This is a genomic window from Streptomyces boncukensis (assembly GCF_011045075.1).
Classification (GTDB): Bacteria; Actinomycetota; Actinomycetes; order Streptomycetales; family Streptomycetaceae; genus Streptomyces; species Streptomyces boncukensis.
This window is the reverse complement of the sequence record NZ_JAAKZZ010000123.1, coordinates 1-16,731: the sequence shown is the minus strand read 5'-3', so window position 1 is coordinate 16,731 and position 16,731 is coordinate 1. Positions and strand designations below refer to the sequence as shown.

At 74.0% G+C, this 16,731-nt stretch carries 14 protein-coding genes and 1 pseudogene; 5 read left to right on the top strand and 10 right to left on the bottom strand.

The annotated features are described in order from the left end of the window. A pseudogene (locus tag G5C65_RS14505) lies at positions 1-232 on the bottom strand (hypothetical protein); the annotation flags it as partial. A 272-nt stretch (positions 233-504) separates the two neighbouring features. Between G5C65_RS14505 and G5C65_RS14500 the strand changes: the two are divergent. Together G5C65_RS14500 and G5C65_RS14495 are read left to right on the top strand one after the other, a co-directional pair. Beyond that, positions 505-1,734, top strand: a complete 1,230-nt coding sequence (locus tag G5C65_RS14500; protein ID WP_165299227.1) for a trypsin-like serine peptidase — start codon at positions 505-507, stop codon at positions 1,732-1,734. 142 nt (positions 1,735-1,876) lie between these two features. Then, a complete protein-coding gene (locus tag G5C65_RS14495) occupies positions 1,877-3,133 on the top strand; it encodes a trypsin-like serine peptidase (protein WP_241265788.1) in 1,257 nt (418 codons plus the stop codon). A gap of 108 nt (positions 3,134-3,241) precedes the next feature. Here the strand turns inward: G5C65_RS14495 and hflX are convergent, their stop codons facing one another. The 6 genes from hflX to miaA all read right to left on the bottom strand — a co-directional run bounded on the left by hflX (position 3,242) and on the right by miaA (position 11,480). Then, positions 3,242-4,732, bottom strand: coding sequence for a GTPase HflX (gene hflX, locus G5C65_RS14490; RefSeq protein WP_165299225.1), 1,491 nt, complete (start codon positions 4,730-4,732; stop codon positions 3,242-3,244). A 135-nt stretch (positions 4,733-4,867) separates the two neighbouring features. Beyond that, positions 4,868-6,340, bottom strand: coding sequence for a M1 family metallopeptidase (locus tag G5C65_RS14485; RefSeq protein ID WP_165299224.1), 1,473 nt, complete (start codon positions 6,338-6,340; stop codon positions 4,868-4,870). A 100-nt stretch (positions 6,341-6,440) separates the two neighbouring features. After that, positions 6,441-8,720, bottom strand: a complete 2,280-nt coding sequence (locus G5C65_RS14480) for a RelA/SpoT family protein (RefSeq protein ID WP_165299223.1) — start codon at positions 8,718-8,720, stop codon at positions 6,441-6,443. Positions 8,721-8,848: 128 nt separating this feature from the next. Beyond that, positions 8,849-9,817, bottom strand: a complete 969-nt coding sequence (gene dapF, locus G5C65_RS14475; protein WP_165299222.1) for a diaminopimelate epimerase — start codon at positions 9,815-9,817, stop codon at positions 8,849-8,851. Positions 9,818-9,861: 44 nt separating this feature from the next. Continuing rightward, positions 9,862-10,422 carry a hypothetical protein gene (locus tag G5C65_RS14470; RefSeq protein WP_165299228.1) on the bottom strand — a complete coding sequence of 187 codons (561 nt, stop codon included), beginning with the start codon at positions 10,420-10,422 and terminating at the stop codon, positions 9,862-9,864. Positions 10,423-10,529: 107 nt separating this feature from the next. Further along, positions 10,530-11,480, bottom strand: coding sequence for a tRNA (adenosine(37)-N6)-dimethylallyltransferase MiaA (miaA, locus tag G5C65_RS14465; protein ID WP_165299221.1), 951 nt, complete (start codon positions 11,478-11,480; stop codon positions 10,530-10,532). 269 nt (positions 11,481-11,749) lie between these two features. Here miaA and G5C65_RS14460 point away from each other — a divergent pair, with 269 nt between their 5' ends. Then, positions 11,750-12,220 carry a hypothetical protein gene (locus G5C65_RS14460; protein WP_165299220.1) on the top strand — a complete coding sequence of 157 codons (471 nt, stop codon included), beginning with the start codon at positions 11,750-11,752 and terminating at the stop codon, positions 12,218-12,220. 49 nt (positions 12,221-12,269) lie between these two features. Next, positions 12,270-12,509: an antitoxin gene (locus tag G5C65_RS14455; RefSeq protein ID WP_165299219.1), complete on the top strand. Its 240-nt coding sequence runs from the start codon at positions 12,270-12,272 to the stop codon at positions 12,507-12,509. 75 nt (positions 12,510-12,584) lie between these two features. Here the strand turns inward: G5C65_RS14455 and G5C65_RS14450 are convergent, their stop codons facing one another. The 3 genes from G5C65_RS14450 to miaB form a co-directional block, all read right to left on the bottom strand. Beyond that, a complete protein-coding gene (locus tag G5C65_RS14450) occupies positions 12,585-13,292 on the bottom strand; it encodes a class III extradiol dioxygenase subunit B-like domain-containing protein (RefSeq protein WP_165299218.1) in 708 nt (235 codons plus the stop codon). A gap of 144 nt (positions 13,293-13,436) precedes the next feature. Beyond that, a complete protein-coding gene (locus G5C65_RS14445; RefSeq protein WP_165299217.1) occupies positions 13,437-13,742 on the bottom strand; it encodes a hypothetical protein in 306 nt (101 codons plus the stop codon). Positions 13,743-13,744: 2 nt separating this feature from the next. Continuing rightward, positions 13,745-15,256 carry a tRNA (N6-isopentenyl adenosine(37)-C2)-methylthiotransferase MiaB gene (gene miaB, locus G5C65_RS14440; protein ID WP_165299216.1) on the bottom strand — a complete coding sequence of 504 codons (1,512 nt, stop codon included), beginning with the start codon at positions 15,254-15,256 and terminating at the stop codon, positions 13,745-13,747. Between the two features lie 170 nt (positions 15,257-15,426). Here miaB and G5C65_RS14435 point away from each other — a divergent pair, with 170 nt between their 5' ends. Next, a complete protein-coding gene (locus tag G5C65_RS14435) occupies positions 15,427-16,443 on the top strand; it encodes a TAXI family TRAP transporter solute-binding subunit (protein ID WP_165299215.1) in 1,017 nt (338 codons plus the stop codon). The last annotated feature ends 288 nt before the right edge of the window (positions 16,444-16,731 follow it).

Below are 16,731 nucleotides of genomic sequence, written 5' to 3'. Positions count from 1 at the left end.
GGTCAGGGGCGTCCCGGCCGTCCGGCGGGCCGGGGCCGTCGGCGTCGTGTTCGCCGTCCGGGGTGCCCTCCGGGTGCGAGCGGACCGGGCCGGGGGCGTATGGCCCGGTGCTCAGCTCCTCGTGCCGCGGGCCGCGGCGCGACTGCCTGGGCACGGCCGGGTCGATCAGCCGGGCAAGGCGTTTACGGACCGGGCCCTTCGGGGCGCCTTCGGGTCCGGAGCGCGCGTTCAACTGTGGTCTCCTCGCGGTGGTGTCGACTGGGCGCGCTGGACAGCGAGCCGCTCTCCCCCGTACGTACCAACGAAGCCGACGGCGCCGGATCACGGGCCTCCGCAAGATCTCTTCCGGCCCCACGCTCCCTGCTGAGCAGGGGGCCGGCGAGGGGAACCGTGGACCCTGCTGACTCCGTCCCCCACCTCACCGGGCATAGTGGGGCCCCGCCCCTCCCGGCGAGGTGCATGACAAGCGCACGCACGACGATCCACTTCAGGGGGAGTTCAGCCATGTCATCCAAAGCCAGGTCCGCGCGGCGCCGTTCGGCGCTGGCCGCGGCAGCGGTCGCCGCGGCACTGGCGGTGACGGCCACAGCCTGCGGGCCGGACGAGGACGACGACGCGGGCGGCAGGCCCGACGCCTCCACCACCCAGGCGGACGATCCGGTGAGCGATCTCAAGCGGGATCTGGGACTGCCGGACGACCTGCCCGACGACCTCCCCACCTCGCTGGACGACCTGGACAAGTGGCGGGACGGGCAGTGGAAGAACTGGGACAAGGACAAGTGGCTGGACGAGGCCAAGGAGTTCTTCAACCCGATCATCAAGGACCTGTGGGACCCCGACCGGATGAAGGACGCCGACGGCAACGACCGCAAGGTCGACGACTCCGACCTCGACGACGAACCGGGCGGCGGCGGTGACAGCGGCTCCGACCAGGACGACGGCGTCACCGACCCCACTCCGAGCCCGGTCAGCGCGGCGCCGGTCGCAACGCCGTACAACCAGGACAAGCTGCCGGCCGGCAAGGTGTTCATGGACACCCCGAAGGGCTCGATGGTCTGCTCCGGCGCCGTCGTGAAGGACCCCCGCAAGCCGGGCAAGTCCAACCTGGTCGCCACCGCCGGGCACTGTGTGCACGGCGGCAAGGGCAAGGGCTGGTTCCGCAACGTGGTGTTCGTCCCCGACTACAACCCCGGGGGACTGCCCAACGCGCAGGTGGCGAGCCGGCCCAAGCAGGAGATCGCGCCCCAGGGCATCTGGTGGGCCAAGCACGCACGGACGACGGACCACTGGATCAACAACGGCGCCAAGCGGGGCGGCAAGGGGGCCCCGCAGGACTTCGCCGTGATCCAGGTGCAGCAGGAGAACAAGGGCAGCAGGTCGCTGGAGGAGACGGTGGGGCACGCCCTGCGGGTCGACTTCAGCACACCGTCGGTGACGTCGCTGAAGGGCCTGCGGGCCGTCGGCTATCCGGCCGCGCCGCCGTTCGACGGGGCGAAGATGTTCCAGTGCGCGGACAAGCCGGGCCGGCTCACCCTCGACCCGGGCCAGCCCACCATGTACCGCATCGGCTGCACGATGAGCGCCGGGGCCTCGGGCGGCCCGTGGCTCGACACGACGGGCACCCGGCTGCTCTCCGTGACGTCCATCGGCCCCACGAACCGGACCTGGCTGGCCGGGGCGCGCCTCGGCCAGGAGGCCAAGCAGGTGTTCGACGCGGTGAGCGCGAAGGGCTGACCGCGGCCCGTGCCACGCACGGGCCTCCGCACACGAGCACCTGAATTGCAAGTACGCAGAATGACGGCGCTGTGGTGCGCCGTTTTGAACGGGGGACTCACCCATGTCACTGATACGCAGAACCGGTAGCGGGCGGCGAGCGATGGCCGCGGCTGCGGCCGTCGCCGCGCTCGCCCTGACGGCGACCGCCTGCGACTCGGGCGGCGGCGAGGATGACGCGTCCGGCAAGGACGACGGCTCCCGCTCCGGCGCGTCGGCCTCGCCCGGCGGCGGGGACTCAGGGAGCTCCGGGGACGGCGGAGACGCCGCGGACAAGGCCAAGGACGCGAAGGACCGGCTCGGGCTGCCGGACGACCTGCCCGACGACCTGCCCACCTCGCTGAAGGACCTCGACAAGTGGCGCGACGGCGCCTGGAAGAACTGGGACAAGGAGCGGTGGCTCCGTGAGGCGGCCGACTTCTTCAACCCGTACATCGAGGACCACTGGAAGCCCAGCCGGATGCGGAAGGCGGAGGACAACGAGAAGCGCGTCCCCGCCAACGTGCGCAACACCTCCGGCAGCGCGAGCAGCGGGGGCGGGGGCGGGGGCAGCAGCGCCGCGCCCAGCCCGGTGCGGGCGAAGAGCGTGCCGACGCCGTACACCCGGCACGCGGCCCCGGCGGGCAAGATCTTCATGGACACCCCGCAGGGGCCCATGGTGTGCTCCGGCACCGTGGTGAAGGACCCGCGCAGCCCCGGCAAGTCCAACCTGGTCGCCACCGCCGGGCACTGCGTCCACTCCGGCAGGAGCGGCGGCTGGCTGCGCAACATCTCCTTCATCCCGGCCTACAACAACACGGGGCTCTCCCCCTCGGCCGTGCGGAGCGCAGGGCCGCGACAGGTCGCGCCGTACGGCCAGTGGTGGGTGAAGTGGGCGCAGACCACCAACTACTGGATCCAGAAGGGCGCCAAGGCCGGCGGCGGGGGCGCACAGCAGGACTTCGCCGTCCTGCGCGTCGAGCCGGTCAACAAGACCGGCAAGTCGCTGGAGGAGACCGTCGGCGCCGCCGTGAAGGTGAACTTCCAGGCCCCCTCGGCGTCCCGGGCCCCGGGAGTCAGCTCCTACGGCTACCCGGCGGCGCCGCCCTTCAACGGGGCGCGGATGTACCGCTGCACGGACCGGCCGGGCACGCTGACCCTCGACCGGACGCAGCCGCCGCTCTACCGCATCGGCTGCACGATGACCGGGGGCTCCTCCGGCGGCCCGTGGCTGGTCAAGGGCGCGGGCGGCAAGGCCGAGCTGGTCTCGGTCAACTCGATCGGCCCGCGTCCCGCCACCTGGCTCGCGGGCCCGCGGCTGGGCGCGACGGCCAAGGGCGTCTTCGACGCGATCAGCAAGAAGTACGCGGGCCGGGGCTGAGAGCCACGGCCCGCGGCACGGCGGCGGCCCGCCCCCTCCCGTTCGGCGAGGGGGCGGGCCGTCGCCGTGTGCGCGTGTACCCGGGTGCGGGAAGCGCGCCGGGCGGAGCTACGCCACCGGCTGGAACCGGCGCAGCACGGCGGCCAGTTCCTCGTGCACCCGGGCCTTGAGCAGGGTGCCGCTGTCGGTGTGCTCCTCGGAGAGCACCTCGCCCTGGCTGTGCACACGCGAGACGAGCTTGCCCTCCGTGTACGGCAGCAGGACCTCCAGCTCGACCGAGGGACGCGGCAGCTCGCTGTCGATGAGCGCGCGCAGGTCCTCGATCCCCTGGCCGGTGCGGGCCGAGACGAGCAGCGCGTGCTTCTCGGTGCGCAGCAGCCGCTGGAGCACGAGCGGGTCGGCGGCGTCCGCCTTGTTGACCACCACGATCTCGGGGACCTCGGCGGCGCCGACGTCCCCGACGACCTCGCGTACGGAGGCGAGCTGCTCCTCCGGCGCGGGGTGCGAGCCGTCCACCACGTGCAGGATCAGATCGGCCTCGGCGACCTCCTCCATGGTGGAGCGGAACGCCTCCACCAGGTGGTGCGGAAGGTGGCGCACAAAGCCGACGGTGTCGGCCAGGGTGTAGGCCCGGCCGCTGGGGGTCTCGGCCTTGCGCACGGTGGGGTCGAGGGTGGCGAACAGCGCGTTCTCCACCAGCACGCCCGCGCCGGTGAGCCGGTTGAGCAGCGACGACTTGCCCGCGTTGGTGTAGCCCGCGATGGCCACCGAGGGCACCCTGTGCCGCCTGCGGTCCTGCCGCTGGATCTCGCGGCCGGTCTTCATCTCCGCGATCTCCCGGCGCATCTTCGCCATCTTCTCGCGGATCCGCCGACGATCCGTCTCGATCTTGGTCTCACCGGGGCCCCGGGTGGCCATGCCGCCGCCCGCGGAGCCGGAGCCGCCGCCGCCCATCTGCCGGGAGAGCGACTGGCCCCAGCCGCGCAGCCTGGGCAGCATGTACGTCATCTGGGCCAGGGCGACCTGCGCCTTGCCCTCGCGGGACTTGGCGTGCTGCGCGAAGATGTCGAGGATCAGGGCGGTGCGGTCCACCACCTTGACCTTGACGACGTCCTCCAGGTGGATCAGCTGCCCGGGGGTCAGCTCGCCGTCGCAGATCACGGTGTCGGCCCCGGTCTCCAGGACGATGTCCCGCAGCTCGGCGGCCTTGCCGGAGCCGATGTAGGTGGCCGCGTCGGGCTTGTCGCGGCGCTGCACCACGCCGTCGAGCACCATCGCGCCGGCGGTCTCGGCGAGTGCGGCCAGCTCGGCCAGCGAGTTCTCCGCGTCGGTGACGGTGCCGGAGGTCCAGACGCCGACCAGCACCACGCGCTCCAGGCGCAGCTGCCGGTACTCGACCTCCGTGACGTCTTCGAGCTCCGTGGAGAGGCCGGCCACCCTGCGCAGTGCCGCGCGCTCCGACCGGTCGTACTGCTCGCCGTCACGGTCCTCGTCGAACGCGTCACTCCGTGCGACGTCCTCTTCCATCAGGGCGTCGGCCCGGCGGTTCGTCCTGTCGAGGCGGTTGCCGTTCTGTGGAAGGGAAGAGGAGAGGGTCAAGTGCATCCTTACGTCGAGGGACTCTTCTGTACCGGGAGAACGCGCACACCCCGGGGAAGATTCCCGGGGCGCCGCCGTGCCCGGTGCGCGGCGGCCGCGCGGCCACAGCGATAGTCGCACGCCGCGGGGGCGCCGTCACCCGGATTTGCCGCCGGGCGCACTGCGCCAGTCCGGGTGGCCGGGCATCGGCGGGGTCTTCTTCCCGTACAGCCACGCGCGCAGGAAGCCGGTGAGGTCCTGACCGGACACCTCGCCGGCCAGGGCGATGAAGTCGGCGGTGGTGGCGTTGCCGTCGCGGTGCCGGGCGGTCCAGGCCCGCTGCAGGCGTGCGAAGTCCGCCTCGCCGATCCGCTGCCGCAGCGCGTAGAGCACCAGCGCCGACCCGTCGTACACCACAGGGCTGAAGACCTTGGGGCGCTCGCCTTGCGCGGGCACGCGCGGCGCGGCGGGCGGACCGTACCGCTCGCGCCACGCGTCCGAGTGCCGGTAGGCGGCACGCAGCCGGCGGGCGACCGGGAAGCCGCCCCGCTCGGCGCCGTAGTGCCACTCGTACCAGGTGGCGTGGCCCTCGCTGAGCCACAGGTCGCTCCACCTGCGGGGCGTGACGCTGTTGCCGAACCACTGGTGGGCCAGTTCGTGCACCATGACCGACTGCTTGTACCAGGACGGGTAGGTCGGCGAGGTCAGGAACCGGCGTCCGAACAGCGAGAGGGTCTGGGTCTCCAGGGCGAAGCCCAGAGGGGCCTCGGCAGCGAGCACGCCGTAGTTCTCGAAGGGGTAGCGGCCCAGCCGCTGCTCCAGCCACGCCATCTGGGCGGGTGTCCTGGCCAGCCAGGGCTCCAGCTGCTCGCGCTGCCCGCGTGGCACGACGTCCCGTACCGGCAGGCCGTGCGGCCCCTCGCGGCGCAGCACGGCGGAGCGCCCGAAGGAGACCTGGGCCAGCTCGGTGGCCATGGGGCGGGCGAGCCGGTACGTCCAGGTGATGCGCCCGCCGCCGGCGGGGTTCCGCCCCACCAGCGTGCCGCCCGCCACGGCCGTGACGCCGCGCGGCGCGGTGAGCCGGAAGGTGAAGCGCGCCTTGTCGGACGGGTGGTCGTTGGCGGGGAAGGCACGGTGTGCCGCGTCCGGCTGCGCGGCCATGACCAGGCCGTCCTTCGTGCGCACCCAGGCGCCGTGCTCGACGCCCTCGGTGGGACTGGTGTGCCGGATGTCGATGCGCAGCGGCATGTGCCGCCGCACGGGGATCCCCGGGGTGACGACCAGGTCCTCGCCGGCGCGGCGGTGCTGTGCGGGCAGTCCGTTCACCCGGACGCCGCGCACCGTGCCGCCCGCGAAGTCCAGGTGGAACCGGTCCAGATGGCGCGCGGTGACCCGGGCGTCGATCCGCGTGCGCGCCGGCAGCGGCCGGTCCGGGGTGCCGTCGTAGCGGAAGGAGATGTCGTACGCGCGGACGTCGTAGCCGGGGTTGCCGAGCCCGGGGAAGAGGCGGTCGCCGACGCCGAGCGGTTCGGGGGCCGGAACGCTCGCGGCGACCAGGGCGAGGACCGTGGCGGAGACCGCGGCGACCGTGGTGCAGCGGCGGCGGATGCGGGAAGCTGTGCAGGCCATGGCCCATCGCTACCAGCGCGGCGCGCGCCCGGCGGGGCGGCGCGTGGGCGGCCCACCCGAATGGGGCCGCGCGCTGTGGGGGCCCTTCGGGGCCGGGGCGTCAGATGGCGGACGGGCGGCGGACGGCGCGCGTCACGTCGTAGACGCCGGGCACCCGGAGCATCGCGCGCATCAGCGCGGGGAGGCCCCGGGCGTCGGGGAGTTGGAGCGTGTAGGTGTGGCGTACGCGCTGTTCGCGCGGGGGCTCGACGTCGGCGGAGACGACGGCTGCGCCCTCCGCCGCGATGGCCTCCGTCAGATCGGCCAGCAGGCGGGGCCGCCCCAGCGCCTCCGCGTACAGGGTGACCCGGCAGCCGGTCACGCTCTGCTGCCAGCGCACGTCCAGCGCGATCCGCCCCGAGGCCGTCATCCGGGCCACCGCCTGGCACGTGTCGCGGTGCACGGTGACCGCGCCGCCGCGCACCGCGAACCCCGTGACGGCGTCGGGCGGGACGGGCGTACAGCAGCGCGCCAGCCGTACGGGGGCGTTCGGCCGGTCGTCGACGACCGGCGTGCTCTCGGCCGGCGCCGGATCCGCGCCGGCTGCACCCGCGCCGGCTCCGCCCGTGCCGCCCGGATCCGGGCTGTCCGGTCCAGGGGCGTCCGGATCCGGACCGCCCGGCGGACCGCCGGCGCCCCGCGCCACGTGCGCGCCCGGTGCACGGTGCGTGCCCGGTGCGCCGTGCGCCTCCGGTGGCTCGTGTGCGCCCGGTGCCGGGACGGCGCCGTCGTGCTCCCGGACGGCGGCACCGGGCTCCCGCCGGCCGTCCTCACCGGGCGCGTGCTGGGCGAGCCACCGGCGGATGGCGATACGGGCTGCGGGGGTGCGCACATGCTCCAGCCACTCGGGCGACGGGCCGGAGGAGCCGCCCGCTGCGGACTCCAGGAAGAGCTGGACGGCGTCCCCGTCGTGCAGCACCGTGCTGAGCGCCGTGAGCCGTCCGTTGACGCGCACGCCGATGCAGCGGTGCGCGGCCTCGCCCAGCCGGGCGTAGGCGGCGTCGACGCAGGAGGCGCCGGCCGGGAGCGGCAGGGCACCGCCGGCCGGGCCCGGCTCGGAGCCCGCGGGAGCCGCGCAGTAGACGGTGATCTCGCGGTCCGCGGCGAGCTCGTCGCGCAGCTCCGTCCAGAAGGTGTCCGGGTCGGGGGCGTGGCTCTGCCACTCCAGCAGCCGCGAGAGCCAGCCGGGCCGGGTGGGGTCGGTGCGCTCGGCCGCCGGCTCGCCGAGGGCCTCGGGGACGGCCTCCTCGGACGCCGCGTGCGGGTCGCCCAGGGCGATCACTCCCGCCTCGGCCACGCGGTGCATCCGGCGGGTGCGGACCAGGACTTCGGCCACCCGCCCGCGGTCGTCGGCGATGGCGGTGTGCAGGGACTGGTAGAGGTTGAACTTCGGGGCCGCGATGAAGTCCTTGAACTCGGAGATGAGCGGCGTGAAGCAGGTGTGCAGCTCGCCCAGCACGGCGTAGCAGTCCGCGTCCTCCCCCACCAGGACGAGCAGCCGCCCGAAGTCGCCGGGGCCCAGCTCGCCGCGTTTCAGCAGGAGTTTGTGGACGGAGAGGGTGTGGCGCGGGCGGATGAGCACCTGGGCCGCGATGCCCGCCTCGCGCACCAGCCGGCGCGCCTGAGCCGCGATCTCGGTGAGCGGGTCGGCGCGCGCGGCGTGGTCCCGCATCAGCGCGCGGGTGCGGCGGTGGTCCTCGGGGTGCAGGATCGCGAAGACCAGGTCCTCCAGCTCGCTCTTGAGGGCCTGGATGCCGAGCCGTTCGGCGAGCGGAATGAGGACGTCCCGGGTGACCTTGGCGATACGTGCCTGCTTCTCGGGGCGCATCACGCCGAGGGTGCGCATGTTGTGCAGCCGGTCGGCCAGCTTGATGGACATGACACGGACGTCGTCGCCCGCCGCGACGAGCATCTTGCGGAAGGTCTCGGGCTCGGCGGCGGCGCCGTAGTCGACCTTCTCCAGCTTGGTCACCCCGTCGACCAGGTAGCACACCTCGTCGCCGAACTCCGTGCGCACCTGGTCGAGCGTCACCTCGGTGTCCTCGACGGTGTCGTGCAGCAGGGAGGCCGTCAGGGTCGTGGTCTCGGCACCGAGCTGCGCGAGCAGCAGGGTGACCGCCAGCGGATGGGTGATGTACGGCTCGCCGCTCTTGCGCATCTGCCCACGGTGCGAGGACTCGGCGAGGACGTACGCGCGGCGCAGCGGACGCAGGTCCGCCTCCGGATGGTGCGCCCGGTGCACCTTGGCGACGTGCTCGATGGCGTCGGGCAGCGCGTTGCGCGGGGTGGCGCTCAGCAGCGCTGCCCTGCTGAGCTTCCGCAGATTGCGCACCGCGCTCATGGGCACCTCCCGCTTCCCGCACACCCCGGAGCCGGGGTGTGGACCTATGACCCCATCACGCACCGTTGACCAGGCGTTGCCCGCTGTGAGCGGGATCACTCCATCGTGCGACGTTCGCACCCGGTGCCTTACGGAAGGAGGCCGGAATCGATTCTGCCTTCCGCGACGATCTCGGCGGGACCCGTCATCTCGATCTCGCCGTCGGTTCGTTCGGTGATGACCAGCCGCCCGCCGGGCACGTCCACCGTGTAGGTCGCGGGGACGCCGTCCCGCTCGGGCCGTGCGCCGTCCCGCCGGGCCGCCGCCACCATGACGGCGCACGCTCCGGTGCCGCAGGAGCGCGTCTCCCCCGAGCCCCGCTCGTGCACCCGCATCGCCACGTGCCGCGGCCCCCGGTCGACGACGAACTCGACGTTGACGCCGTGCGGGAACGCGTCGGCGGGAGCCGTCTCGGGGGCGTCCAGAAGGGGTCCCGCATCGGCGAGTTCGTCCACGAAGGCGACGGCGTGCGGATTGCCCATGCCGACCCTGCGGGCGGGCCAGCTGCGGCCCGCCGCGCTGACGGTGACCTCCCCGTCCGCTCCCGCGGGCAGCTGCGCCATGCCCATGCCGACGGTGATGTCCCCGCCGTCCTTGGCGAGATGGAGCCGGCGCGGCCCGGCGCGGGTGACGATGGTGAAGTCGCCGGGCTCGACCAGGCCGGCACGCTCCAGATAGCGCGCGAAGACCCGCACGCCGTTGCCGCACATCTCCGCCACCGAGCCGTCGGCGTTGCGGTAGTCCATGAACCACTCCGCGTCCTCGGACCCGGAGCCGTCCTCGGACCCGGAGCCGTCCTCGGACCCGGAGCCGTCCCCGGACCCGGAGCCGTCGCCGGAGCCGGACCCGCCGGACTCGGCCAGGGCGCGGGCCTCGGGGTGCGCGGCGGCGCGCACCACGCGCAGCAGGCCGTCACCGCCGATACCGGCGCGCCGGTCGCACAGCCGGGCGACATCGGCCGCGGACAGCTCGAACGTCCCGTCCGGGTCGGGGATGATCACGAAGTCGTTCTCCGTGCCGTGCCCCTTGAGGAACGGCACACGCTGCACGCTGGTCACGTACCCGATCGTACGGGACCGGCATGCCGGACGTGGGCCGGCGCTCACCGCAGGCGGGCGACCCGCAGCACGGCCAGGACGACAACCGTGCAGACCACCACTGCGTACACCGCGACCACCCGCCAGTCCGGGCGGCGGTCCGAGCCGCGCGCCGGCAGCCCCGGCCAGGTGTGGCCGACCCTCCGGGCCGCCATCACGCCCCAGCCGGCGGCGCAGCCGCAGATCAGCAGGCCCAGCATGGACACCACAGCGCCGGAGCTCCCGCCGGGCTCGAAGGCCAGCGGGAAGGCGAACATCAGGGAGCCGAGGGCGCCCAGCGCCACGATCGGCGCGAGCTGCCACAGCCGCAGCTTGCGCTGCGGGCGCAGCTCCTGCGGCTCCACGGCGGCGTCCACGGCCTCCTCGGCCGCGTCCGGGCCGTCGGAAGGGCCGTCCGCGGGGCCGTCTGCTTCCGGCTCCGCTTCGTCCTGCGGCTCCGGGCCGTCCGGGCCGTCGAGGGCCTCCGCGAGTGCGTCGCGCGGATCCGGCAGCGGCCGGTCGCCGCCCGCCGCCGCGCCCGCGACCGTCTCGTCCGTCCCGTCGCCGTCACGAGGGCTGGCCTCCATCGCCACACGCCCTCCCAACTCCGGCTTCACGGCTCGATCGAAGGTCGATGATGGCACGCTCTCGGGGCCGCCAGGCTCGCCCGGCGCTTCCCGATGCCATCACGTGATCAGGCTGTGACCGCGCTTTCGAGCAACACCATCGCGTGCCCGTGGAGTTCCCCCCGGTCCGACTGCGCACCACTGAGCCACTGCACCCGTGGGTCCCGCCTGAACCACGAGTCCTGACGGCGCGCGAAGCGCTTGGTCGCACGTACGGTCTCGGCCCGCGCCTCTTCCTCGGTGCACTCCCCCGCGAGCGCCGCCAGCACCTGCTGGTAGCCCAGCGCGCGGGAGGCGGTGCGCCCCTCGCGCAGCCCGGCGGCCTCCAGTGCCCGCACCTCGTCGACGAGCCCCGCCTCCCACATGCGGTCCACGCGCGCCGCGATCCGGGCGTCCAGCTCCGGGCGGGCGACGTCGACGCCGATCTGGATGGTGTCGTACACCGCCTCGTGCCCGGGGAGGTTGGCGGTGAACGGCTGTCCGGTGATCTCGATGACCTCAAGGGCGCGCACGATCCGGCGGCCGTTGCTGGGCAGGATGGCGCGCGCCGCCTCCGGATCGGCGTGCACCAGCCGGGCGTGCAGCGGGCCGGTGCCCTGCTCGGCCAGCTCGGCCTCCAGCCGGGCGCGCACTTCGGGGTCCGTTCCGGGGAAGTCCATCGCGTCGATCGCCCCGCGCACATACAGCCCGGAGCCGCCGACCAGGACGGGGACCCGGCCCTCGGCGCGCAGCCGGTCGATCGTGGCGCGCGCCAGCTTCTGGTACTCCGCGACGCTGGCCGCCACGGTGACGTCCCAGATGTCCAGCAGGTGGTGCGGGACGCCCTGCCGCTCCTCCGCGGTCAGCTTGGCGGTGCCGATGTCCATGCCACGGTAGAGCTGCATCGAGTCCGCATTGACGACCTCGCCTCCCAGCTCGCGGGCGAGGTGGACGCCCAGCTCGGACTTGCCGGCGGCGGTGGGCCCCACCACCGCGACGACGGGCGGTGCGGCAGGGGCGGGGGAGCTAGCGGGTTTCACACCGTCAGTCTCGCAAACCTCCCCGCGACTCCTCGAACGAGCGACGTGACGCCCCGGGGGCGGCGTCGTTCCCCGTTGCGAGGTTCCGGCAGCCGGTTTCCGCACCGGCGCCTCGGGGCGGCGCAAAGAGACGCTCCACAAGGCGCGGGATTCCGCCCGCACGAGTATGGTCTGGAGTAGATATGGGCGTGTTTGCGAGGCTTCTCCGTCGTTCGTCCACCACGTCAACGGGGGGTGCCGCCGAGGCCACCCCCACGGAGGAAACCGGGGTGGACGCGGGGACGGCACAGGAGCCCGCTGTCGCCGCCGCCGACGCGCGGGAAGGTGCGGACCCGGCGCCCGCGCCGGCCCCCGCGGGGAACGCAGAGGAAACGAAGGACAGCGCCGCGGGCCCGGCTCCGGCCGCGGCCGAGGCCGCCGCCGGGCCCGCGGCTGACGCCGCCGCCGGGCCCGCGGCTGACGCCGGTGACACGAGTGTCACCGGTGACGCCGGCGCCACCGGTGACACCGAGGTGGGCGGCTCCGCCGAGGGCACGGCGGAGCCCGGGGAGGGCGCGGAGGCGGCGTCCGCAGCGGATCCGGCCGGGCAGAGCGCCGACGGCGCGGAAGGGGAGCCGGGGAGCGAGGCGGCGGACCGGGCCGCTACTGTCGAGTCCGGGGACAGCGGAGTCGGCATCCCCAAGCAGCAGTCGGCCGAGAAGGCCGCCGACAGCGGGACCGGTGAGAGCGCCCGCAAGTGAGCCGAGCCGTCCGGGGACGCCTGGGCGCGCTGCGAGGAAGGTGGCCGCGATGGGCTTCATGAACAAGGTCAAGGGTCTGCTGAACCAGCACGGGGACCGGGTGCAGCAGGGGCTGGACAAGGCCGCACAGGTCGCGGACTCCAAGACCAAGGGCAAGTACACCGGCCAGATCAGGTCCGGCACCCAGAAGGCCAAGGAAGCCGCCGACCGCCTCGCCGACGACGGCAAGGGCACCAAGGACGACGGCAAGGACGACGGGAAAGGCTCCGGCCAGGGCTCCGGCTCCTGAGCGGCGCCTGACGGCCCCGGAAGCGCCCCGTGGGGGTGTGTGAGCGCCTGGCGCCCGCACACCCCCACCCGTGCGTCAGGACCAGCTCGCGACCACGTAGCCGACGCCGTACGGAGCGTCCTCGTACAGCAGCCGTCCGTCCAGCCCGGCGCCCTCCGCGGCCCCCGCGAGGGTCTGCCAGGAGGAGCGGCCCGCCACGTGCAGCTCGTACGCCAGCTCCGGGTCCAGGGCGAGCACCCCGGGGACGTCGGCCGTGCCGAGGGCGCGGGCCGCCTCGGCGTCGAACGCGGCGGCGCGGTCGTCGAAGTAGCCCGGGGCCTTGAGGGTGCGGCAGCCGCTGCCGTCCCCCATCACCAGCATGGCGACCCGGTCGGCGGCGCCGGCGAGCTCCTTGCCTGCGGTGGCGCAGCGCTCGCGGGCCAGCGGCTCGCCGATGCCGAGGCCCTCGACGGGGGCGGCGGTCCAGCCCGTGCGCTCCAGCAGCCACGCGCCCACCGCCAGGGACAGGGGCAGCTCGCGGCGGGCCGGGTCGCCCTTGCCGAGGCTGACCTCCAGGTCGACGCCGAAGCCGCGGAACGAGCCGCGCGCCCCCTGCGGGTGGGGGCCGCGCCCCGGCTGGCCCGCGGGGCCGAGGACGTGGAGCCGGTCGGGTCGGGCGGCCGCCAGGACGCCGATGGCGTCGTAGCAGGCGGCGCGCGCCCCGTCCATCTCGTGAGCGGAGCCGCTGGCGACCTCGGGAACGAGCAGCGGCGGGCAGGGGCATACGGCGGCGGCGACAAGCATGGCGCGCAGCTTAGGGGGGTTTGCCCGGCACGCCTACCCTGCCCCGGCCGCACGTCACCCGGCCGTGCGAGCGGTGGCGCACACGGGCGACCGGGGCACGCGGGCGACCGGCCGGGGACACGGGCTGCCGGCGGGGCGCCGCGGTCAGTGGTCGGCGTCCTCGACGGGCGCGGCGTCCGAGTCCCACTCCAGCTCGCAGACCCGGAAGTGGTACGGGTAGTGCTTCTGGAACGCCCCCTCGCCGACGAGCATCCAGCCGTCGGCCGTGCGGTACAGCCTGTTGCGTTTCGGGGTCATGGGGTGGCGCGGGGTGTACGCGCGGATGTGCGGCTTGGCCAGCTCTTCGGCCTCCCGCCGGCTCACGGCCTCGAACTCCGCGAGCACATTGGCGAGAGGCAGCGCGTTCCCGCCCACCGGCAGCTCCTCGACGATGAGTCCCCAGCGGGCCACGGTCAGCAGACCTCGCAGCCGCCGTGTGCGGCGGGCTCGGGCCGCGGCGCGGGGGCACCGACCGAGGGCAGCCCGAGCATCACCGGCTGTCCGCCCTGCGGGCCCTCCGGGGCCGCCTGGCGGCGCTCCCACGCGTCGCCGGCACGGGTGCGCCGTACGGAGGCGACGGGGCCCTCGGCGATGAGGTGGTGCGGTGCGGCGTAGGTGGCCTCGACGGTGACGACGTCGCCCGGACGCACCGGCTCCCCGGGGCGGGTGAAGTGCACCAGGCGGTTGTCGGGCGCGCGGCCGGAGAGGCGGTGCGTGGCGTCGTTCTTGCGGCCCTCGCCCTCGGCGACGAGCAGCTCCAGGGTGCGGCCGACCTGCTTCTTGTTCTCCTCCCAGGAGATCTGCTCCTGGAGGGCGACCAGGCGCTCGTACCGCTCCTGCACGACCTCCTTGGGGATCTGGCCGTCCATCTCGGCGGCCGGGGTCCCGGGGCGCTTGCTGTACTGGAAGGTGAACGCCTGCGCGAAGCGGGACTCGCGCACCACGTGCAGGGTCTCCTGGAAGTCCTCCTCGGTCTCGCCGGGGAAGCCCACGATGATGTCGGTGGACACGGCCGCATCGGGCAGGGCGGCACGGACCTTCCCGATGATGCCCAGGAAGCGCTCCTGGCGGTACGAGCGGCGCATGGCCTTCAGCACCCGCGAGGAGCCGGACTGCAGCGGCATGTGGAGCTGCGGCATCACGTTCGGCGTCTCGGCCATGGCGGCGATCACGTCGTCCGTGAAGTCGCGCGGGTGCGGCGAGGTGAAGCGGACGCGCTCCAGGCCCTCGACGCGCCCGCAGGCACGCAGCAGCTTGCTGAACGCCTCGCGGTCGCCGATGTCGGAACCGTAGGCGTTGACGTTCTGGCCGAGCAGGGTGACCTCGCTGACGCCCTCGTCGACCAGGGCCTCGATCTCGGCGAGGATGTCGCCGGGGCGGCGGTCCTTCTCCTTGCCGCGCAGCTGCGGGACGATGCAGAACGTGCAGGTGTTGTTGCAGCCCACGGAGACGGAGACCCAGGCGGCGTAGGCGCTCTCGCGGCGCGTCGGCAGGGTCGAGGGGAACGCCTCCAGCGACTCGGCGATCTCGACCTGCGCCTCGTCCTGCGTCCGGGCGCGCTCCAGCAGCACAGGGAGCTTGCCGACGTTGTGGGTGCCGAAGACCACGTCCACCCAGGGGGCCTTGCGCACGATGGTGTCGCGGTCCTTCTGCGCCAGGCAGCCGCCGACCGCGATCTGCATCCCGGGACGGTTCGCCTTCTTGGGCGCGAGCTGGCCGAGGTTGCCGTACAGGCGGTTGTCCGCGTTCTCCCGCACGGCACAGGTGTTGAACACCACGACGTCGACGGCCTCCGCGTCCTGGGAGGCGCGCACATAGCCGGCGTCCTCCAGCAGACCCGCCATCCGCTCGGAGTCATGGACGTTCATCTGGCAGCCGAACGTACGGATCTCGTAGCTTCGAGTAAGATCATCGTGCGCGCTCATGACACCAGGGTAGGCGTTTCGGCGGAGGGCTCCGGACCCCGGAACCGGCAGCCGGGCCGGCCACCCGCGGCCGGTCACCCGCGGCCTGGCGGCCAGGTGTCGCGCCCGCCGCGGGACGGTCTGCTTCCCACCGCTGACGGCGCCCCCTTCTTGCTGGCAGTATCCGGGCCATGGTCAGGCTGCGGATTCCGGGTGCGCGCGGGCCGCGCACGGCGCGGACCCGGCGCGCGCTGTGGGGCGCCGGCGCCGCAGCGGTGGTGTGCGGGCTGCTCGCCTGGTGGCTCGTTCCAGAGCCGGGAGAGTCACCCAGCGGAAGGGTCACCTTCAGCACCGGCGTGCGCACCGGCGTCTACGAGCGGTACGGGGAGCTGCTGGAGCGGCACCTGTCGGAGGACCTGCCGGGGGTGGATCTGCGACTGCGGCACAGCCAGGGCTCGGTCGACAACGTGGAGCGGGTGGCGGCCGGGCGGACGGACTTCACCATCGCGGCGGCCGACGCGGTCGCCGCGTACCGGAACGAGGGCCGTGCGAACGCGGCGCGCATCCGGGCCTGCGGACGGCTGTACGACGACTACATGCACCTGGTCGTCCCGGAGGACTCCCCGGTGCGCAGCACCGCGGACCTGGAGGGCCGCAGGGTGGGCGTCGGTGAGGAGGGCTCCGGCGTCTCGCTGATCGCCGGTCGGCTGCTGCTGGCGGCGGGGCTCGATGCCGAGCGGGACGTGGAGACGGTCCCGTTCGGCATCGACCGGATGCCGCGCATGCTGACGGAGGGGAAGCTGGACGCGTTCTTCTGGTCCGGCGGCCTGCCGACGAGCGCCATCGAGAAGCTCGCCGAGCGCGCCGACATACGCTTCGTGCCGCTCGGCGACCTGGTGCCCCGGCTGCACGAGCAGGAGCCGGACACGCGCTACTACCGTGCCGCCGTGATGGCCCCTGACGCGTATCCGTCCGTGCAGAAGGGGAAGTCGGTCAAGACACTGGCCGTGGCCAATCTGCTGCTCACCTCGGACCGGGTGGACCCGGCGCTGACCGAGGGCGTCACCCGCTCCGTCATCAAGAGCCGCGACGAGATCGGGCGGGAGGTGCACGCGGCCCAGAAGGTCGACCTGCGCACCGCGATCTACACCGACCCCGTGCCGCTGGACGAGGGGGCCCGCCGCTACTACCGCTCGGCCAAGCCGTGAGCGCGCGGCCACGACCGGCCGCTGAGGGGCGGCGGGCCCGCGGGACCGCACTCCCCCCGCACCCGCGGACTGCCCGCCGCGCACGGGGGGTAGGGCCCTGTCCAGCAGAGTCCGCCGGACACTTTCCGAGGAGCTGAGCCATGCACGACGATCGCCGCACCCTCGAAGACCGGCTGCGCCGCGTCCTGGACGAGCGCGTCAGGCCGTGTGTCCACACCTCGCCGCGGCCGCTGACCGTCGAGTGCTGGGAGGCGCCGGGCGAGCCGGTGCCCGTCGCGGAGGGGCTGG

What these genes read in the sequence shown, in the direction of transcription:
- G5C65_RS14495 (WP_241265788.1), top strand. Translation starts at nt 1,877, where the DNA reads ATGGCCGCGGCTGCGGCCGTCGCCGCGCTCGCCCTGACGGCGACCGCC.
- G5C65_RS14485 (WP_165299224.1), bottom strand. Translation starts at nt 6,340, where the DNA reads ATGGCCTGCACAGCTTCCCGCATCCGCCGCCGCTGCACCACGGTCGCC.
- G5C65_RS14470 (WP_165299228.1), bottom strand. Translation starts at nt 10,422, where the DNA reads ATGGAGGCCAGCCCTCGTGACGGCGACGGGACGGACGAGACGGTCGCG.
- G5C65_RS14435 (WP_165299215.1), top strand. Translation starts at nt 15,427, where the DNA reads ATGGTCAGGCTGCGGATTCCGGGTGCGCGCGGGCCGCGCACGGCGCGG.
- miaB (WP_165299216.1), bottom strand. Translation starts at nt 15,256, where the DNA reads ATGAGCGCGCACGATGATCTTACTCGAAGCTACGAGATCCGTACGTTC.
- G5C65_RS14455 (WP_165299219.1), top strand. Translation starts at nt 12,270, where the DNA reads ATGGGCTTCATGAACAAGGTCAAGGGTCTGCTGAACCAGCACGGGGAC.
- G5C65_RS14480 (WP_165299223.1), bottom strand. Translation starts at nt 8,720, where the DNA reads ATGAGCGCGGTGCGCAATCTGCGGAAGCTCAGCAGGGCAGCGCTGCTG.
- G5C65_RS14500 (WP_165299227.1), top strand. Translation starts at nt 505, where the DNA reads ATGTCATCCAAAGCCAGGTCCGCGCGGCGCCGTTCGGCGCTGGCCGCG.
- G5C65_RS14450 (WP_165299218.1), bottom strand. Translation starts at nt 13,292, where the DNA reads ATGCTTGTCGCCGCCGCCGTATGCCCCTGCCCGCCGCTGCTCGTTCCC.